This window comes from Paenibacillus daejeonensis DSM 15491 (assembly GCF_000378385.1).
Classification (GTDB): domain Bacteria; phylum Bacillota; class Bacilli; order Paenibacillales; family Paenibacillaceae; genus Paenibacillus_D; species Paenibacillus_D daejeonensis.
Map to the genome: position 1 here is coordinate 40232 of NZ_KB899675.1, position 17851 is coordinate 58082.

Genomic DNA, 17851 nt, shown 5'->3' on the forward strand with positions numbered 1-17851 from the left:
CGCCCGCTTGACGCTCGAAGCGGCCACGGCGAGCTTCCGTCTCGCCGTCATCGGCCTGGTGCTGACGGCTCCAAATGAGGGGCTGTACGGCACAGGTAGCACGCTTGAAATCATCTTGACTTACCGCGAGGCCGTCACGGTCTCCGGTGTGCCGTATCTCGGTATCACGCTGGGCAGTGGTCCTGATGCCGAGACCGTTCACGCCGTCTATAGCGGCACCGCAGGAGAGAACGGAACAGCGCTGCGGTTCACGTACGAGGTGCCGGCTGGGCTGAGCGCTCTGGACGGTATCGTACTCGATGCGCAGCTGTCCCTTCCGGACGGCGCGGCGATCCTTTACAGTGGCTCCAGCGAGTCGGCTGTAACGTCATTTGCCATCCCGGACACGAGCCGGGTTCGCATCGCATCTGTCTTGCCGGCAATTGAGCTTGCCGCCGGCAGTGGTGCCGGGACCACTGCCGAGATTGCGGTAACGGCCAGTGCACACGGAAGCGCAGCGGGCAATACACTCACTCACCTGAGATGGCTGGTCGGCAGCCGCACGGTGGTAGACTTTGATGGCGGCACCAGCGGCGCCGATCTATTGGCAGAGCGAACCTTCACGGTGAGAGAGAACCGTTCGTATACGGTTTATGCCAAAGACGCTGCAGGCAACGAAGCGGTCGGTTTGATTACAATCAACAGTATCGTTACACCCGTCTATCCGTTCCCAGTTGATCAGCCGCCGGTGAAGACGGATGACGAACCTGGCGGGACTGAGGAGCGGCTGTACACGCTGCAGCTCGCCACAGGTGCCGAGAGGCTGGAGGTCGAGTGGACGGCGCAGGACTTGACGGCCTTGCTCCGCGAACTGGACGGTCGTGCCCTTGCATCCGAGCCGGATGGGGTGTGGACTCTGACCCTGCCCAAGGTGACTGCCTCTGCACTTAACCCGGACAGCATGCTGCATGTGCGAACGGGTCTGGGTGATTATCTCCTGCCCGCGGCCCTGCTGCAGGAGCTCGATGATCAGTCTTATAGCGAGGTTCGGATCGCGCTATCCGAGGGCTCCATATCGGAGCGCCGAGGGCTGCAAGCTGCAGCAGCAGCTCTCGGTGCGGAAATACAAGGTCAGCCTCTTCACTTGAAGGTCAGTGCAGTGATTGCGGGGGCCGAGCGGGTACAGGCGGAGTTCGACCCTGCCTTGACCCTCATGATGCCGCGGCCTGCAGGGCCGGGGCACAACCAATCTTTTGTTGCGCGCTATGATTCTGTGCAAGGAAGTTTCGCCTATGTCCCCACTTCCGCTTCCTCGGGCGAGCAGGATTGGACATGGCGCGCACGCTCAGGCGGTCTCTATGTGATCCTGACATACGACAGACAATTCCTTGACATGGAAGGCTCTTGGGCGGCAGAGGCCGTACACCAACTCGCTTCGCGCCTGATTGTGCAAGGTGTAGACCATGAGAATTTCGCACCCAAGGCGCCGGTTACCCGTGCCGAGCTGACAGCAATGGTTGTGCGCGCGCTCGGCTTATCGACGGATGCGGCCGGTCAAACCGAATTTGATGATGTCGATCGTGGCAGCTGGTATGCAGCCAGCCTGGCTGTAGCTGTCCGCGAAGGGCTTGTACAGGGCGATGCCCAGGGTGGATTCCGTCCCGACGCCTCGATTTCCCGCCAGGAGGCCGCCGCCCTGTTGCTGCGTGCGCTCCAATGGGTCGGTCCTGTACCGGCTGCAGGCTCGGAGCAAGCACTGCATGGCTTCACGGATTCGGATCGTATCGCCCCGTGGGCGCGTACGATTCTCGCTGATGCTGTGAGCAGCGGCCTCTTGCAGGGAGATCCGGAGGGTCGTCTGAAGCCGCAGGCGAGCATTTCGCGTGCAGAGGCGGCTGTCATGCTCGTTCGATTATTGGAGAAGACAACGTCGTTTTAAAAAAATGGGTTGCCTCTTTTGTGTAAAATAATGTATGATGGCCCTAATAGCTCTGAGGTGAAGCACACCCAAGCAGGACGTCCCGTGACGTCTTGGCTTGGGTGTTTTTTTTGTCTACAGGGACACATGGGGAGGTTAGGATATGAATACAGTCAGGGTCTACGAGAAGCCAGAGCAGTTCGCCGAAATGATGCAGGGGCAGTTAAGAGAAGCGACGGGGATGCGTGTGCAGCCTAAGGGAGACAACCCGTTACTTTTGGAAGTGTGGCCGGACACGAACCGGCCGGAGGAGAAGGTAGAGATCAGTCTGCATGAGACGTACGGCATCTATCAGAATACAGGGGACCTGAACATGGCGGTTGACTATCTGAACGGGATGGTACGGTCGACGCTGTATGTGCAGCAGCATGAGGAGAAGCTGATGACGATCAGCGCGCGATATCTCTATCCGGCAGTCCGGGACGAGCGGTATGTAGTGGATAACGAGGATATGGGGTTCGTTTCGGAGCCGTTCCTGCCGGGGCTGCGGATGGTCTTTCTGGATATTAAGGACGATGTCGTGAAGGTCGTGAACCAGAACATGCTAGAGCGTAACCCCCGGTTCACGGAGGAGAAGGTCAAGCGGATTGCCAAGAATAATCTGCGGGCAGAGGGCTGGCAAGAGCCCAAGCTGGAGCTGCCCAGTCCAACGCGCAAATCCTGCATCATTGATGTCTATCAGGACTATCCGTATCCGGTTGAAGCCCAATTCTTCACACCAGAGCTCAGCGGCAAGCACATGCCAGAGTCCTATGCCATTGCCTTCACGAACCGGCGTATTGTGCTGACCTTGCGTTCCAGCGAACCCATGGATACGCCAGAGCGGGTCCGCGAGCTGGTACACCGCTCCAAATTCAAGGAAGTCGTGCAGCGGAGCTGCCGTGTGATGCCGGGGCCGGTGTCGGAGCAGATCTATTGGGTACATAAGGGAAGCCCGTTGCTCTTGTAGGACTGCTGTGAGAGGCTGACTACTCCTCAGGCCCGTTCTCATCCCCTAGTTTCACCCGGATATAGTCCGTTCCCTGGACTCGGTACCCGTCCCTGATTTCGGAGCCGACCGCAACGGTAAAGGCAAGCGGTTGCTCCGGGACCACGTCAGGATGCGAAAGGTCCACCAGGACTGTCCCGCGGCCGCCTCCTTGCGGGGACACCTCTTCACCCGGTAACCAACCGATCTTCAGGTCCGTGGCCCACGGCGCATCCTCGCCAGCGGTCGTCCATATAGAAACTCCGCTGCCGGGTTCCAGCTCCGAATGGCCGTAAGGATAGCTGCTGCTGACCTCGTCGATCTGCCACCCATGCGGGAAGCTGAAGTGCACGCCGCCCCAGTCTAGCGGATCTATCGTGAAGGAGGCGACGATGCGGGTCCGGGCGGGGGCATCCCCTTAGAACACAGTGCCCTCGACGGCTGTGGTCAGATCGGTGGAGTCGGATGCCACCTCGAACTGCTGGACGAGTGTGATTCCATCATTAACCTGCACATGCTCATCGATAGGGGGGCTCCTGAACGGGTACAGCAGGAGTACGACCAACAGGATCGCAGCAACGGTGACGGACACGATAGTTACTCTCGTCTTCGCCAACGGATTGTCCTCAGTTCGCGTCATGAAGTTCGCCTCCTTGTATGCACGATCCCGTACATGGCCGCATTCCCGGACCCAGAATCATGAGGAGGTCGAATGCTGGGCTCGGAACTCTGAGGGGGTCATGCCGGTATATTTCTGGAACACTTTGGTGAAGTAGCGGCGCTCTTGATATCCAACATGGGCGCCGATGCGGGCAATGGACACCTCACTGGAGAGCAGCAGGGACTTGGCCGCATCCATTCGCTGCCGGGTGACATACTCCACGAAGGTCTCGTGGAAGTGATTCTTGAACAATAGACAGAAGTAACTCGCGCTGATACCGAGGTGGGCTGCGGTCTCCTCAATGCCGAAATCGCTGCCCAGCTGACGCCGGATATAGGATTCGGCTGCCTGCATGAGTCGCTCGGGCGACCGCTTGGCCAGGCCGAGCGGTTCTTCCGGCGTCTGTGGCAGCTCCTGCAGAGGCTGTACTTCAGCGATCTGTCGCTTACGGATTTCTCCGGCCAGACGGTCGATGATGTGCGCCAGCTCCTCATAGTCAATCGGCTTGCTGATATAGTCCTTAACCCCATAACGCAAGGCGCTGCGGGCGTATTCGAACTCATTGAACCCTGTCAGCAGGAGGACTTCGCAGTCATGGCCTCGCTCCCGGATCTGTCGGAGCATCTCCAGGCCATCCATCAAGGGCATCCGGATATCGCTGAGGATCAGGTGCGGCCGGCTCGCCTCTACAGCGGCCAGTGCTTCGGCACCGTTGCGCGCCAGCTGGACGATCTCGATGTTCATCGCTTCCCATGGCAGCACCTGGAACAGGTTGTTCAGAATCGGCTGTTCGTCGTCGACGAGCAAACCTCTAAGTCTCGACTGACGCAAGCTTCTCACCCGCCTCCTGTAGTGGAATGACACAACGTATCATCGTTCCCTGACCCGGCGCTGAGCAGACGAACAGGCCGTAGCGGCTGCCGTACTGATAGCGGAGTCGGTCCGCCACGCTTCGAAGTCCAAGCCCGCGGCGCTCGGGATGAGCGGAAGACTCCGCATCTGTAGCTTCGTCACTGGTCGGGGCATAATGCAGCGCCTGCAGCTGCTGCGCCGTCATGCCGTTTCCGTCGTCGTTCACGGTCAGGAGGAGCCGCCCTCCTTCGGCCCGGGCAGTGACCGTCAGTCTGCCCTGGTGAGCGATTCCATCGAAGCCGTGCTGCAGACTGTTTTCTACAAGCGGCTGCAGTGTCAGCTTCAGCACTTTGACGGGCAGCAGGTCATCCGGTATATCAATCGTGTAGTCGAACAGGTCCCCGAATCTGAACTTCTGGATATCGAGGTAACTGCGCAAATGCTCGATCTCCAACTGCAGGGGGATCTCGTCTGCGTCCTGGATGCTGATTCGCAGGATGCGAGCCAGCCGCAGCACCATCTGGCTTACCTTGCGGCCTTCATTCTGCACAGCCAGCACATTGATCGACTCCAGTGTGTTGAACAGAAAATGCGGTTTGATCTGCGCCTGCAGCAACCGCAGCTCAGCGGCGGCCTTCTGCTGCTGTTCGCGCTTCACCTGGTCGAAGAGCGCGTGGATTTTGTTCATCTGGTTGTTGAATCCCTCTTCGAGCAGCCGCAGCTCGCCGCTGCCGTTTTCCTCTACCCGCACGCCGAGCTCGCCGTCTTCGACTTTGCGCATGAACCGGACAATCTTGCCGATCGTTCCCGTAATCCGGTTCATGAAGACGAGGCTGAACACCATCGCCGCGAGTAGACAGAGGAAGACGATGGCCATGAACCATCGGGCAAAAGTGACAATTTCGCTGGACAGATAGCTCCAAGAGATAACCGATACGAGTCGCCAGGGAGTGTCTGGCATCGGGTAGATGGAGATCAGGCTCTCCTGGCCATCGAACGTTTCTTTGAAGCTCTGATAGGTTGGCGCCCACGCAACGGGAGGATCGATGAACTGCAGGATGTCCCGTCCGTTCAGCCGCCCTTCATCGTCATAGAGAATCATGCCCTTGTCGTTCACCAGCATATAGCGCGTGGTTTGCATGTTGCTGCCCAGCTTCAGATTTTTGAAAATATCTTCAAATTCCCAGTTCTTGATCTGCACGAACAGGATGCCGATCCGCTCCAGCTTGCTGAGCTCCTTGATCAGCCGAATCTGGGTGAAGACATGGCCAGATCCGGTCAACTCGGGGTACTCGTACGGAGCGATCCAGATGGGCATGCCGTTGCGCTGCATCACTTGCTGGTACAACGGATGTGCCATGAACTGCTCATAAGGCAGCGTCTCGAAGTTCTCCTTGTTGAAGATCGTGATGACCCGCGATTGCGTCGGCTGCTCCCCGGTGAACTGATACAGAAAGGCAAAATCGATCGAAGGATGGCTGTACAGCAGAGAGCGAAAATGACGCTGATTGGCGTTAAGCGTCAGCTGATCGGCATCGGTCAGATTATGGACATCCGGCTCACTGGAGGACAGGGAGCCCTGGAAGACGCCTCGGGCAATGCCGGTGTCCGTCACGCTGTCGATGTTGTCGAACACATTCGTGATGCTGTAGCTGATCGCTTTGAGCGCATATTCAGCCTGCTGGCTGTGCTTGGTCTCGATCGAGCGAAAGGTGACCAGGAAGATGATGACGCCCAGTATGCACAATGGAACAATGACGAGTGCCATAAATGCGGTTAACAGCTTCAGACGCAGGTTCATCACATTCGCTCCCGGAAGATTTGCGTGTAGTATACGGTAATTTTTATGCTCTTGGGGCCCCCGCAAAGTATCAGAGTACGCTTTGAAGCCAAGCTTCACTTTATGGGGATATAGTTAGCCTTTTACACTGCCGGCTGTTACCCCTTCAATAATCTTCTCCTGCAGGATGGCGTAGATGATCATCACCGGCAGCACGCTGAACACGATGCCAGCGGACATCTGCGCGTAATTGGTGTTGTACGCATCCCGGAAGCCAACCATGCCTACCGGCAGCGTCTTTAGCGCATCATTGGACAGAAAGTAATTGGCGAGCAAAAACTCATTCCAGTTCCCCAGGAAATTGATGATAAATATGGTTACAATGGCTGGTATAGTCAGGGGTAAGATTATCTTAGCAAATAACCCCGCAGGTCTCAATCCATCCATTACGGCGGCTTCTTCAATCTCGCCAGGGATAGACCGCATGAAAGCAGTCAGGATGATGACTGTAAAGGGAATCGCATTGGCTGTATACGGCACAATGAGCGCCAAATGGGTGTCGAGAATATCCAGCTGGCGCATCATACCGTAGATCGGCAGGAGCAGCGCATTGTTGGGAATCAGCATGCCCAGCAGAACCAGTTGGAAGAGCAGGGCGCTCGTGCGGTGGTAGCGCATCCTTGAGATGGCAAATGCCAGCATCGCCGCGAACAGAATCGACAGGCAGGCGGAGAGGATGCCGATATACAGGCTATTAAAGAAGTACGTGCTGATCTTGGCATTCACCCACGCGTTGATGTAGTTGTCCCACTGAATCGCGCTTGGCCAGCCGAACGGACTGGCGGCGATCTCCTGATTGCTCGTCTTGACGGATGAGAATAACACGAACAGGAAGGGATACAGGATGACGAGCAGGTAGCCCATCAGAAACACATGGGGGATCGTCTGCTTGACCGTTCTCATCGGGAATCCATCCTTTCGACCCGCCTGGCAACGAGCAATTGGTATGCGGCAGTGATCAAAATGGTGAAGACGAAGATCAGCACGGCAATGGAGTTGCCGAAGCCATGCTTGAAGCTTGTAATGGCGTAGCGGATCATATAGGTTGCCATCACATCCGTGGACCCCGCCGGCCCGCCTTTGGTCATGACCAGGACGATATCTGCCGCTTTCATCGCGCCCGCAATCGATAGCATGATGACGACGGAGATGATCGGCAGGATGAGGGGCAGAGTAATCCGGAGCGCCCGCTGCAGACCGGTGGCACCATCGATGACGGCAGCTTCCTCCAGCTCAGCGGGGATGGACAGGATGGCGGCCAGCACCATGATAATGTAGAATCCGGTCCACTGCCAGCTATTCGTGATCAGGATCGCCAGCATCGCCCACTTACGGTCCGACAGCCAATAGACAGGCTCGATGCCGAGCAGGCCCAGCGCTTCATTCATCAGGCCGAAGTCTGGATGATAGATGAAGCCCCACAGGATGCCGATCACCGCCGTAGACATAATGGAAGGCAGGAAGACGGCCGTTTTGTACAACCCCTTCAGTTTCTTTACCTGCGCGATTAGCAGGGAGAAGATGATGATGACAGGTACTTGGATCAGGCAGGAGAACAGGATGAAATACCCGTTGTTCTTCACGGATTGCCAGAAGGCGGCATCGTCTAGCGCGGTCGTATAGTTGCCGAGTCCGATCCATGCTTTGTCCTGGGAAATGCCGTTCCAGCTCGTGAAGCTGTTATAGACCGCCGTGAACACCGGATAGATGAAAAAGGCCAGAAACAACAGGAGTGCGGGCAGCACAAACAGCAGATAGGTCAGGGGGTTGCGCAGCGCTTTGTTCATGGTAACCTCCGTGAAGAAAAAGGGCGCCCCGTGCAGCACACGGCCTGCGCCCTCTTTGTATAGTTTAGAATTCAGGTGCTTCGGGTCACCGTTATTGCTCCGCAGCGTTGGCGGATTCCTGTGCGGACTGCACCGTCTCCAGCATCGACTCAGGCGTGCCTTCGCCCCCAATGATTTGCTGAATGCCAATACTGAGAGCAGTGTTCACGTCAGCTTGCACAAGCGCATCGAAGGCCGGGAAGGAGATGTCGATCTCGCTCACTGCAGCGAAAATATCTTGCATGAGCGGATCCTCGGATGCAGTTTTCATCTTCTCCAGATCGATTTTCATGGCGGGCAGCACACCATCCTCTTCAAGGCCGCGCAGCTGCATCTCTTCGGTCCACATATTCCCGATGAAGGCTTTTACCGCCGCCAGCTTCTGCGGATCGTCTGCCACTGCGGCGGAGAACCCGTAGCCGTTGTTGGCATCCTGCATGACGACCACCGGGTCGCCTTCCTTCACTGGAGGCATATTGAAGTAGCCGATCTTGCCCACCATATCGCCCGCCTGTTCCGGATCCCGGAACACCGAGTTCGCCCACGAGCCGTCCATCATCATCATTGCCTCGCCGGTGATGATCTGATTGCGCATGTCCGCATATTCGAAGCCCAGCTCGCCTTTTTTGAAGTAACCCTTTTGCACCCACTCCTGGTGCTTGGCAACGCCCTCTACTACACTCGGATCGGTCCATTTGGTTTCGCCGGATTTGAAGCCATAAGTGATCTCCGGTCCGCCGTAGTAGGACCACAGATTATTGGTTGTCATGAGCGGAATCCAGGCATCTTTGGAGGACTGGGCGAATGGAATCTTACCGTCTGTCTTGATTGCTTCGGCGATCTGCTCCAGCTCTGATAGCGTTTTGGGGATGGTCAATCCTTTGTCTTCAAAATATTGCTTGTTATAGAAATAGCCTTCTACAGAACCCCCGATGGGCAGACCGTAGACCTTGCCTTCATAAGTAAAGGGGTCAAGGGTGGTGAATTGATCCTGAATGCCCAGCTCGGCAATGATTGGCGTGAGATCCAGCATAAGTCCTTCCTTGGCGAACAGGGCGGCATCTGGACTGCCGAATACGTCGAACACCTCTGGCGGCTTGCCCGCTGCCATCTCGCCGCGGAGTTTCTCCTTGCGGTTTACCTCAGAATCAACGCCGTCCAGCTTGATTGTTAGACCCGGGATGTCTGCTTCCGTCTGCTTGACGACATCCTCTAGCATCGCCAAGCGGAATTTCTTGGATTCTCCGACCTGTGTGTGGCGAATCGTAATCTCAAACGGCTCATCCTCGGGCTGGGTGTTGTTCTCTCCGTTGGTTTCCGTTCCGGTGCCGCCGCTATTTCCGTTGTTTCCGCCATTTGCAGGCGCATTCGAGCCTGCGCATCCTGCTGTAATGACTGATGCAGTAAGCAGCAGTAGCGTCAGCTTCACGATATCCTTCCTCATCCTTATGTCCCCCTTAACGATATGGTTGGCGCCATATCTTCATTATAGAAAGGCCAGATGAGGTTGATAAGTGCGACATCTCTCTATTTAGGGGATAATATCCTCTAAAACCACGCTTAACTTACTAGCGCTCCTCCGCTCCCGGAAGGGAAATGTGGTATACTAAGGACAGCCGAACAGCTTGGACTACAATTAAAGAAAGGGCGCAGAAGGATGCCTGAATTTGAAGACTGGAATTTAAAAGTAAAGAAAACATTCAACGCCACCAGCAACGAAGAGGTGCTGACCGTAACGGAAGCCGGGACCCTGATGGGACTGTCCAAGGACCAGATGAAGGCCTACGTGGATAAAAGCCAACTGACTAAAGTGCCGATTAGCCGTAGCGTTCATCGATACCTGTTGCTGAAAAGCGAGATTGACGAGATCGTCAATAAGCGCTAGCTATTGGGTGGACGGTGTGGTATAATTAGTACATCGTATATGAGACTTCCGAGTCACATATTGGAAAGGGTTGCGATGCTGCTGCCTTTTTCAGTAGTGACTTTTTTTACATCGGTCCATGTAACAATCAGGAAAAGGAGGAGATATCATGCAACAAGGAACAGTAAAATGGTTTAACGCTGAGAAAGGCTTCGGTTTCATCGAAGTTGAAGGCGGCGAAGACGTATTCGTACACTTCAGCGCAATTACGGGTGAAGGCTTCAAAACACTGGACGAAGGCCAACGCGTCGAGTTCAATGTCGTTCAGGGCAACCGTGGACAGCAAGCCGAAAACGTAGTAAAGCTGTAATAAGGAGAGCCGCCTTGCTTAGCCGCAGGGCGGTTTTTTTAGTAGGATAGAATGTATAAGTTTTTCGGGGGCCCCCGCAAAGGTTCTGGCTAAGCTTCGAAGAAAAGGCTCCACGTTGTGGGGATATTTTACCAAGGGGAGGGTTAGTCGATGTATATTTCTCGAAAAAAATCGACAGAAGAAACGCCTTGCGAGGAAACGGCGATCTGGTCGTGTACGAACGATGGTTGCAATCTGTGGATTAGAGACGATTACTCGTTCGAAGACATTCCCAGTTGCTCTCAATGTAACGTACCCATGCTGCGTAGTACTAAAATGCTACCCGTTCTTTTGGATTCAGGTTACGGTCTGAAGAAAGGGTAACGGAACGCACCAAAAAACCCGATGACATGCATCGGGTTTTTTGGTGCGTTTAGCCGCTTGGGCTTGGGCTCTTCCGTCACTCAGCGCTCCGAGACTGTTCTTGCCGGAACCGGAGTTGGTTTGTCAGGACTTCGCTGAGCACTTCAAGCTTGACTGGCTTGCTGATATAGTCATCCATCCCGGCAGCCAGACAACGTTCCCGATCCCCTTTGAGCGCATTAGCGGTCACGGCGATGATACGAGGACGCTGGCCGGGGGGCAGCTTGGCCTTGATGGCGCGGGTAGCTTCGAGCCCGTTAATCGAGGGCATGAGAATGTCCATGAAGATCAGGTCAAACGGCTGACGGATCGCTTGCTCGATGGCCGCCTCGCCATCAACAGCCACCGATACGTGGTGGCCCATCCGCTCCAGCATCGTCTTGAGCACCAGCGTATTGATCTCATTATCCTCGGCGACGAGAATATTGACAGGCACCATGGCCGTTGTTGCAGCTGCTGGAACTGCAAGATCCTCGGCAGCTTTTTCCTTCAGAGCGACGGTGAAATGAAACGATGACCCCTGCTTGCCATCACTGCAGGCATGGATACTCCCGCCCATCAGGTCGACAAGCTTGCGGCTGATGGCCAGGCCCAGCCCTGTGCCGTCGTACTGGCGTGTCATCAGACTATCGATCTGGGAGAAGGGCTCGAAGATATCCTCCAGACGGTCCGGCGGCACACCAATCCCCGTATCCTTGACCACAAACGCCAATTTCCGCTCGTCCCGGTCTTTTTTGACCTCTACAGAGACCTGGCCGCTAGGCGTGAATTTGACGGCATTGCTGAGAAGATTCAACAGCACTTGTCTGAGCCGGTCCACATCGCCATAGACATAATCAGGCACATCATGGCTGATTGTGTAGGAGAGACCCAGCTGTTTGTCCTCGGCTTGGGAGGAGACGACGGACAGGCTGTCCTTGATACACTTGCGCAGGTCAAATGTAGTCTCCTGAAGCTCCACCCTTCCGGCCTCGATTTTGGAGATATCCAGAATATCGTTAATAATCGCCAAGAGAGACTCACCGCTCTGGCGAATAATCTCCACATATTCCCTATGGTCACGACTGAGCTCGGCATCAAGCAGGAGCTCGGTCATCCCGATGACGCCATTCATGGGCGTGCGAATTTCGTGGCTCATCATAGCCAGGAATTCGCTCTTGGATTTATTCGTGGCTTCGGCGCTTTCTTTTGCCAACTGTAGCCTTTTATGTTCAGTCATATCTTTGCAGATCAGATAAAAACCGATGTTGCGGTTATTAACAAAAATCGGTGCGATACTGGTGAGGACCTCCACAGCTTGTCCATCTTTTCCGGTTATGGTGTCAATAAATCGTTCCACCGTGCTGTCGTGCAGCGCATGGGCCAGCACGCGATCCACATTGGCTTGTCCGATCAGATGACCCAGATCCATCCCGAGGAGCTCATTCTCGACACCGTAGCCTGTCAGCTTCTCAGCCATCGCGTTGCCGTTGATAATTTTTCCATTGAGATCAAACGACAGCACGGCATCATGATTATATTTTTTCAAGGACGTGTAACGCTCTACGGACTCCTGCAGGCGCAGTTCAGACTCCTTTTCCTTCGTAATATCACTCACTTGGGCAATGTAGTACAGGGGCTCGCCCTCGTCACCGCGAAACAACCGCATTGTGAGCCGCGTCCAGATCAGACGGCCATCCTTTCTATAGTAGCGACGGTTCAGTTGAATCTCTGTGCCGTTCTCGCCCATCCGTGCCTTCAGATCATCGATAGTCTGCACCGGTTCATCCGGATGAACGAAATGCCCGAACGGCTTGCCATCGAACTCCGCGGGGCTGTAGCCGAAGATGCGCTCCATCGCAGGGTTGACTGTGAGGATGATGCCGTCAGGCGTAACGAGCGCGATGCCAAAGGATGCGTACTGAAATACCTGTCCATTGAAGGAATTCGGGTCCAAGTTTACACGATGCATAATAGACCTCCAAGTTAGGTGTGTATAGCCAAAGTCTAGCTCCTGATTAACCGGTTTGTCAACGACCTTCCAAACGGTTCACTGTTCGTTAGAGCGCTGGTAATTGAACGCTTACATGTCTTGGACGATGGCCAATCAGAATCCACTTTTCCAATGATTATCTCCCCTGTCGATTGGCGTTATCTAATATAATGGGAGCATGGGAGGGAATGAGGATGAAGATATTGATTGTGGACGATGAGCCTAGACACCGGAGGGGCATGAAGAATCTTATCGGATCCCTGCGTCCGGCAGATCAGGTCATCGATGCCGGCGACGGTCAAGCGGCGTTGGCGCTGATACGGGATGCACAGCCCGACGTTGTGCTGACCGACATCCGCATGCCCAACATGGACGGACTGGCCTTTCTTCGTTTGCTAGAAGATGAAAGCGTTAAACCCAAGGTGGTGATGATCTCCGCGTATGACCGATTCGATTATGCCCAAACCGCGATACGTCATGGCGCATACGACTACCTGCTGAAGCCGGTGGACGCGGACAAGGTGGAACAGCTGCTGCGGCGGCTGGAAGCTTCCCTGCAAGAGGAAGCGCTTCAGCAGACGGAATCGGAGGCAGTGAAGTTGCAACTACGAGAAGCGAAGACTGCCTATCGGCGACGGCTCCTCCTGTCGTGGCTCAATGGCAGCTTAGACGAGCCGGAGCGGCAGGAGCTGGCGAAGCTGGAGTGGCTTCGTGGCAGAGGTATCGTGCTGATCACCGAGTTGTATACGGGAGGGGGCAGCGCTTATCGGAAAGAGGTAGCCGCTTCGTTGTCCGGGGAGCTAGCGCAGCTTTTGGCTCCGTACGGCCCATTGTGTATCCTGTGCCCGGATGTCCAGCCCGATGCATCCCTTGAGCTGGTTACAATCGTCCAGACGGAGCTGCCTTTCCCGGAGGGTCAAGAGCAGCTGTGTCAAGCGCTGCAAGCTTTGAACGGGCAATGGCAAGAGGACAGGGGCCTCAGACACAGCATCGGCGTCGCCTCTACATCGCTGTGGGAGCAAGGGACGTACGCTTACCGTAAGGCTCGGGAAATTAGTGCTTATCACTTCTATGAGAAAGGTGGCTGTGCACTAGTTGAGCAGAAGGCCCCCCGGTTGACCCAAGGGGCGGCTGTGGACAGTGAAGCGCTGCTGCAGGCTCTGCAGCACAAGGACCCTGCTGCAGCAGTTCAACTGAACATTCGGGTCTTTGAGGATCTGGCTGCAGACGGCAAGCGGCCGCCTACCGAGCTGAGAGAGCATGCAAGTGTACTGCTCATGAAAATCAAAAGCCGCAACCACGTGGCGGTGGACCAGCAAATCGACCACCAGCTGGCGCATGCGGCGGTTGCCGAAGTGCCAGCTTGCCGCACCTTCAGTGAGCTAATGGACGTGCTGAAGACGCAACTGCTGCTGCTGCACCAGTCGATGCATGCCGGACGGGGGGAGCGAGACATAGAGCTGGCCGCTGAATGCGTCAAGTGGATTGGGAATCACTATCAGGAGCCCATCACACTGGAGACGGCGGCGGAGCGCTTCTTCTTCAACCCGTCTTACTTCAGCACCTGGATCAAGCAACACACAGGCAAGACGTTCACAGAGCATCTGCTGGAGGCACGCATGGCCCACGCAGTCCTGCTGCTGACCCAGAGCCGCCTGAGAATCTATGAGGTTGCCGCCGCTTGCGGCTACACGGATACGAAGTATTTTTGCCGTGTGTTTAAGAAGCGGTTCGGTCTCTCTCCCGAGGGGCACCGGCATGCAGTCCTGATGTCAGGGAGAGAGGGTTCACCATGAGAATGTCCTTCCGTACGAGACTGCTGGCAAGCTATGTGTTCCTGATTGTCGTACCGCTCGTCACTTCAGGCATGATTTTTTATACGAAAAGTCTTCAGGTTGTTACCGATCAGGCCCAGCGCAATGTCCAGAGCATCCTAATCCAGAATAACGAGCTTATCGACACCAAGCTGGGCATCGTCGACCGCAACAGCCAGGCTCTGTTTGTTGATCGTGAATTGTTTGACATCTTCAACACACTGAACCCGGCCAATGAAGCGGAGCTTCTCGCAGCCGACCGGCGGGTAAACAGCGTGTTAAGGTCTTACTTCTCGCTCATTGAAGACGTCTATGCTTACCAGCTATGGACGTCTTATTTTACATTTGGACAGATTCTTCCACAGGGCCAGCCGCAGGATTCGGCCATTTATCGTGATGCCGTGCAGGCCGGCGGCCGCATGGTCTGGTATCCCACCTATGACTTCACAACCATGTTCGGCCAGGCTTACCTGAATCAGAGCAGGCTGGAATTTCGCTACCTGTATTCAGCGACACGTGTAGTGGATTTCTCTTATCTCAACAACTCCTCGTTAGAGCGGTTAGGCGATAATGTGGAGCGGCCGGTTTTAGCGGTCAGCTTCAAGGCAGAGTCGCTCACGAGACTGTTCGAACAAAGTATTCCACCGGGCTCCCGCTATCTCATTCTGGATTCGGACAACCTGGTCGTAGCAAGCAGCGACTCGGATGAGATTAGCTCGCGTTATGGCAGCGATTGGGTGAAGGAGCTGCAGGCGCTAGGCAGTGGTACTAGGAGAATGACGTTGGATGGGGAAACCGTGATTGTGTGCTATGACCGCTCCCGTGTCACGGGCTGGCTGTCGATCGTCATCACGCCGCAGTCAGCGCTTGTCGCGGAGCTGGTGCCTGCCATCCGCAACTCAACCCTGCTACTGTCTCTGGTCATGATTGTCATTGCATTAGCTTTTGCTTATGTGATCTCAGGGAAAATTACCCATCCGATCAAGCGGCTGCTCGGAGCGATGCGCTCGGTTGGAGAGGGTGATTTTCACACGCGGCTTGCGGTTCGGGTCAATGATGAATTTGGCCTGCTGATCCAGCGCTTTAACCGGATGAATGACCGCATTCACAGGCTGGTAACGGAAAACTATGAGAGCCGACTGAAGGAGCAAGAGGCGGAAATCCGGGCATTGAACATGCAGATGAACCCGCACTTTTTGTACAATACGCTGAATGTCATGAACTGGACGGCCATGGAGAATGGACAAAAGGAGCTCAGCAGGATGCTGATCTGCCTCTCGCAGATGCTGCAGTACACGACGCGCAAGGAATGGGATACCGTTACCCTCTCGGAGGAGATGGAGTGGATGCGTAGTTACTTCTTCATTATGGCCGTGCGGTTCGAGGACAAGTTCATCGTGCATTACGATATTGAACCTGCCTTGCAGGACAGCTCCCTGCCGCGTCTGCTCTTCCAGCCCTTCGTGGAAAATGCTATCCTGCATGGCTTCGCCGACATCGAAGCAGGAGGTGTCATTGAAATCCTGGGCCGTCGGGATGGAGGGGGAATCCGCTTCGAAATTCGTGACAATGGACGGGGGATGAGTGTCGAGACCGTACATGCGATTCTGCATGAGCCATCGGCCTCCATTGGCATCCAGAATACCATTGCCCGCATTCGTCTGGCGTATGGCGAGCCGTATGGCGTAACGATCGACTCAGCAACCGGCCAGGGGACAACTATCAGCATTACGCTTCCCTTCAGGCATAAGGAGTAGCTGTCTAGAAGGATGGAATGATGCGAATTACCCCAACGAAAGTCCACCAAACCAAAGATATTGGGAATATGTAAGCGCTCCATTATAGCCTATACTGGGGTCATCATAGACTGCAGGCTATGCGGAAGGAACCGACATTTTGAAGATACGGAAAGGGGTTACGTTCCATGATGGTGCGTGGTACAAAAACAATCTCAATGCTGCTGGCGGCAACACTGTTGGCAGCAACAGTAGCCGGATGTACGAGGCCAGCAGCTGATCCTTCGCCTCCGAGCGGCGGGGAAAATGGAGACCAAGAGCCAATCACGCTGCGCATGTCGGTCTGGGGGGCGCCAGATGAACTTGCGGCCTACAAGGTCGCCATTGATCGTTTCGAAGAAGAATTTACGCATATTACAGTGGACCTGCAGCATATTGCTACTGATTATGATACCAAGCTGACAACCATGGTGGCCGGCAACGATGTGCCGGATATCGCCATGATGGAGTCCGGGACCATTGCCTTCCCGCTCGCAGAGGAGGGCAAGTTCCACAACCTTCAGGAATTCTTGGATGAGGATCCGAATCTGAGTATCGATGATTTGGTACCGAACCTGCTGTATTCGCTGGAGCCGGGTCATGTCATCGGCATCGCCCCGGGACCTGAGTCGTTCGGTCTCTTCTACAATGAAGCGATGTTTGCTGATGCAGGCGTCGAGCCTCCGCCATCAAAAGCGTCTGAGGCGTGGACGTGGGATGAGTTCGTCGAGGTGGCAAAACAGATGACAATCGACAACCAAGGCCGCAATGCTGCAGATCCCGGCTTCGACCCCAAGAATATCAAACAGTACGGAATCAACTTCCCGACATGGTGGGGCGGATACAGCAACTTTATCTACTCCAACGGCGGCGATTTCGTCTCGGCGGACGGCGAAACCTTCGCTCTTAACCAGCCCGAGGCCGTAGAGGTGTTTCAGAATATTGCCGATTTGATCAACGTGCATCATGTTTCACCGTCCCCCGTGCAGTCCAAGAACATCCCGGCCACCAATGTGGCGTTGCAGACCAAAAAAGTAGCGATGGTTATCGACGGCCAGTGGGCCTCTACTTCGCTGGCCCAATCGGACTTTGATTACAACGTAGGCGTGCTCCCGGTTATGAAAGATCCAATGACAACCATCGTCTGCGGGATGTTCTCCATGTTTAAATCGACCAAGTACCCACAGGAATCCTGGGAGCTGATCAAGTATCTGATTGATCCCGAATCTTCCATTGACATGATTACAGCTGGTACGTGGATGCCCTCTTACAAGAGCTGGTATACAGAGCCTGAGCTGCTCGCTAGATGGACGGAAAATCTGGCTTCGCGCCCATCCGGCTATAAGGATGCCATCGTAGAGGTCCTGCTGAGCAACAGCCATCAAACGCCAACCGGTTATGTGAAGAATTTCAGTAAAATCATGGACGTTGTTAGTCCGGCGTTGGATAAGGTGTGGCTGGGACAGCAGTCGGCACAGGAAGCACTGGATGCTATCGCGGACAAAGCTCAGGTGCAAGTACAAGGGCGCCGAGATATTCAGCAGTAACAGC

Annotated in this window: 16 protein-coding genes; 8 read left to right on the forward strand and 8 right to left on the reverse strand. The window is 55.1% G+C overall.

Annotated elements, in window-relative coordinates:
* A partial coding sequence (locus F556_RS0128745) for an S-layer homology domain-containing protein (protein WP_169447653.1) occupies positions 1-1918 on the forward strand: 1918 nt, incomplete at its 5' end.
* A 142-nt stretch (positions 1919-2060) separates the two neighbouring features.
* Positions 2061-2906, forward strand: coding sequence for a hypothetical protein (locus tag F556_RS0128750; protein WP_020620457.1), 846 nt, complete (start codon positions 2061-2063; stop codon positions 2904-2906).
* A gap of 19 nt (positions 2907-2925) precedes the next feature.
* Here F556_RS0128750 and F556_RS0128755 read toward each other — a convergent pair whose 3' ends face one another.
* The 7 genes from F556_RS0128755 to F556_RS0128785 form a co-directional block, all read right to left on the reverse strand.
* Positions 2926-3276, reverse strand: a complete 351-nt coding sequence (locus F556_RS0128755; protein ID WP_020620458.1) for a hypothetical protein — start codon at positions 3274-3276, stop codon at positions 2926-2928.
* Positions 3277-3342: 66 nt separating this feature from the next.
* The gene (locus F556_RS0128760) at positions 3343-3564 is read right to left on the reverse strand and encodes a hypothetical protein (protein ID WP_020620459.1); all 222 of its coding nucleotides are present in this window, start codon (positions 3562-3564) and stop codon (positions 3343-3345) included.
* 57 nt (positions 3565-3621) lie between these two features.
* A complete protein-coding gene (locus tag F556_RS0128765; RefSeq protein WP_020620460.1) occupies positions 3622-4416 on the reverse strand; it encodes a response regulator transcription factor in 795 nt (264 codons plus the stop codon).
* Entirely contained in the window at positions 4397-6238 is a 1842-nt protein-coding gene (locus F556_RS0128770; protein WP_020620461.1) for a cache domain-containing sensor histidine kinase, read from the reverse strand. The genes F556_RS0128765 and F556_RS0128770 overlap by 20 nt, the downstream gene beginning before the upstream one ends.
* Before the next feature lie 114 nt (positions 6239-6352).
* Positions 6353-7180: a carbohydrate ABC transporter permease gene (locus F556_RS0128775; RefSeq protein WP_020620462.1), complete on the reverse strand. Its 828-nt coding sequence runs from the start codon at positions 7178-7180 to the stop codon at positions 6353-6355.
* Positions 7177-8064: a carbohydrate ABC transporter permease gene (locus tag F556_RS0128780; protein ID WP_026297555.1), complete on the reverse strand. Its 888-nt coding sequence runs from the start codon at positions 8062-8064 to the stop codon at positions 7177-7179. Before F556_RS0128780 ends, F556_RS0128775 begins: the two co-directional genes overlap by 4 nt.
* A gap of 91 nt (positions 8065-8155) precedes the next feature.
* Complete coding sequence (locus F556_RS0128785) at positions 8156-9547, reverse strand: ABC transporter substrate-binding protein (RefSeq protein ID WP_020620464.1); 1392 nt, start codon at positions 9545-9547, stop codon at positions 8156-8158.
* Between the two features lie 213 nt (positions 9548-9760).
* On the opposite strand from F556_RS0128785, the gene F556_RS0128790 reads away from it, so the two are divergent.
* The 3 genes from F556_RS0128790 (at position 9761) to F556_RS37425 (ending at position 10700) form a co-directional block, all read left to right on the forward strand.
* Complete coding sequence (locus F556_RS0128790) at positions 9761-9988, forward strand: hypothetical protein (RefSeq protein WP_020620465.1); 228 nt, start codon at positions 9761-9763, stop codon at positions 9986-9988.
* Between the two features lie 148 nt (positions 9989-10136).
* Entirely contained in the window at positions 10137-10337 is a 201-nt protein-coding gene (locus F556_RS0128795) for a cold-shock protein (protein WP_020620466.1), read from the forward strand.
* A 150-nt stretch (positions 10338-10487) separates the two neighbouring features.
* A complete protein-coding gene (locus F556_RS37425; protein WP_083938164.1) occupies positions 10488-10700 on the forward strand; it encodes a cold-shock protein in 213 nt (70 codons plus the stop codon).
* A 76-nt stretch (positions 10701-10776) separates the two neighbouring features.
* Here F556_RS37425 and F556_RS0128800 read toward each other — a convergent pair whose 3' ends face one another.
* Positions 10777-12690, reverse strand: coding sequence for a PAS domain S-box protein (locus F556_RS0128800; RefSeq protein ID WP_020620467.1), 1914 nt, complete (start codon positions 12688-12690; stop codon positions 10777-10779).
* A gap of 215 nt (positions 12691-12905) precedes the next feature.
* On the opposite strand from F556_RS0128800, the gene F556_RS0128805 reads away from it, so the two are divergent.
* The 3 genes from F556_RS0128805 to F556_RS0128815 all read left to right on the forward strand — a co-directional run bounded on the left by F556_RS0128805 (position 12906) and on the right by F556_RS0128815 (position 17847).
* On the forward strand, positions 12906-14507 hold the full coding sequence (locus F556_RS0128805; RefSeq protein ID WP_020620468.1) for a response regulator: 1602 nt from the start codon (positions 12906-12908) through the stop codon (positions 14505-14507).
* Positions 14504-16282, forward strand: coding sequence for a sensor histidine kinase (locus F556_RS0128810; RefSeq protein ID WP_020620469.1), 1779 nt, complete (start codon positions 14504-14506; stop codon positions 16280-16282). Before F556_RS0128805 ends, F556_RS0128810 begins: the two co-directional genes overlap by 4 nt.
* Before the next feature lie 167 nt (positions 16283-16449).
* Positions 16450-17847, forward strand: coding sequence for an ABC transporter substrate-binding protein (locus F556_RS0128815; protein ID WP_020620470.1), 1398 nt, complete (start codon positions 16450-16452; stop codon positions 17845-17847).
* The last annotated feature ends 4 nt before the right edge of the window (positions 17848-17851 follow it).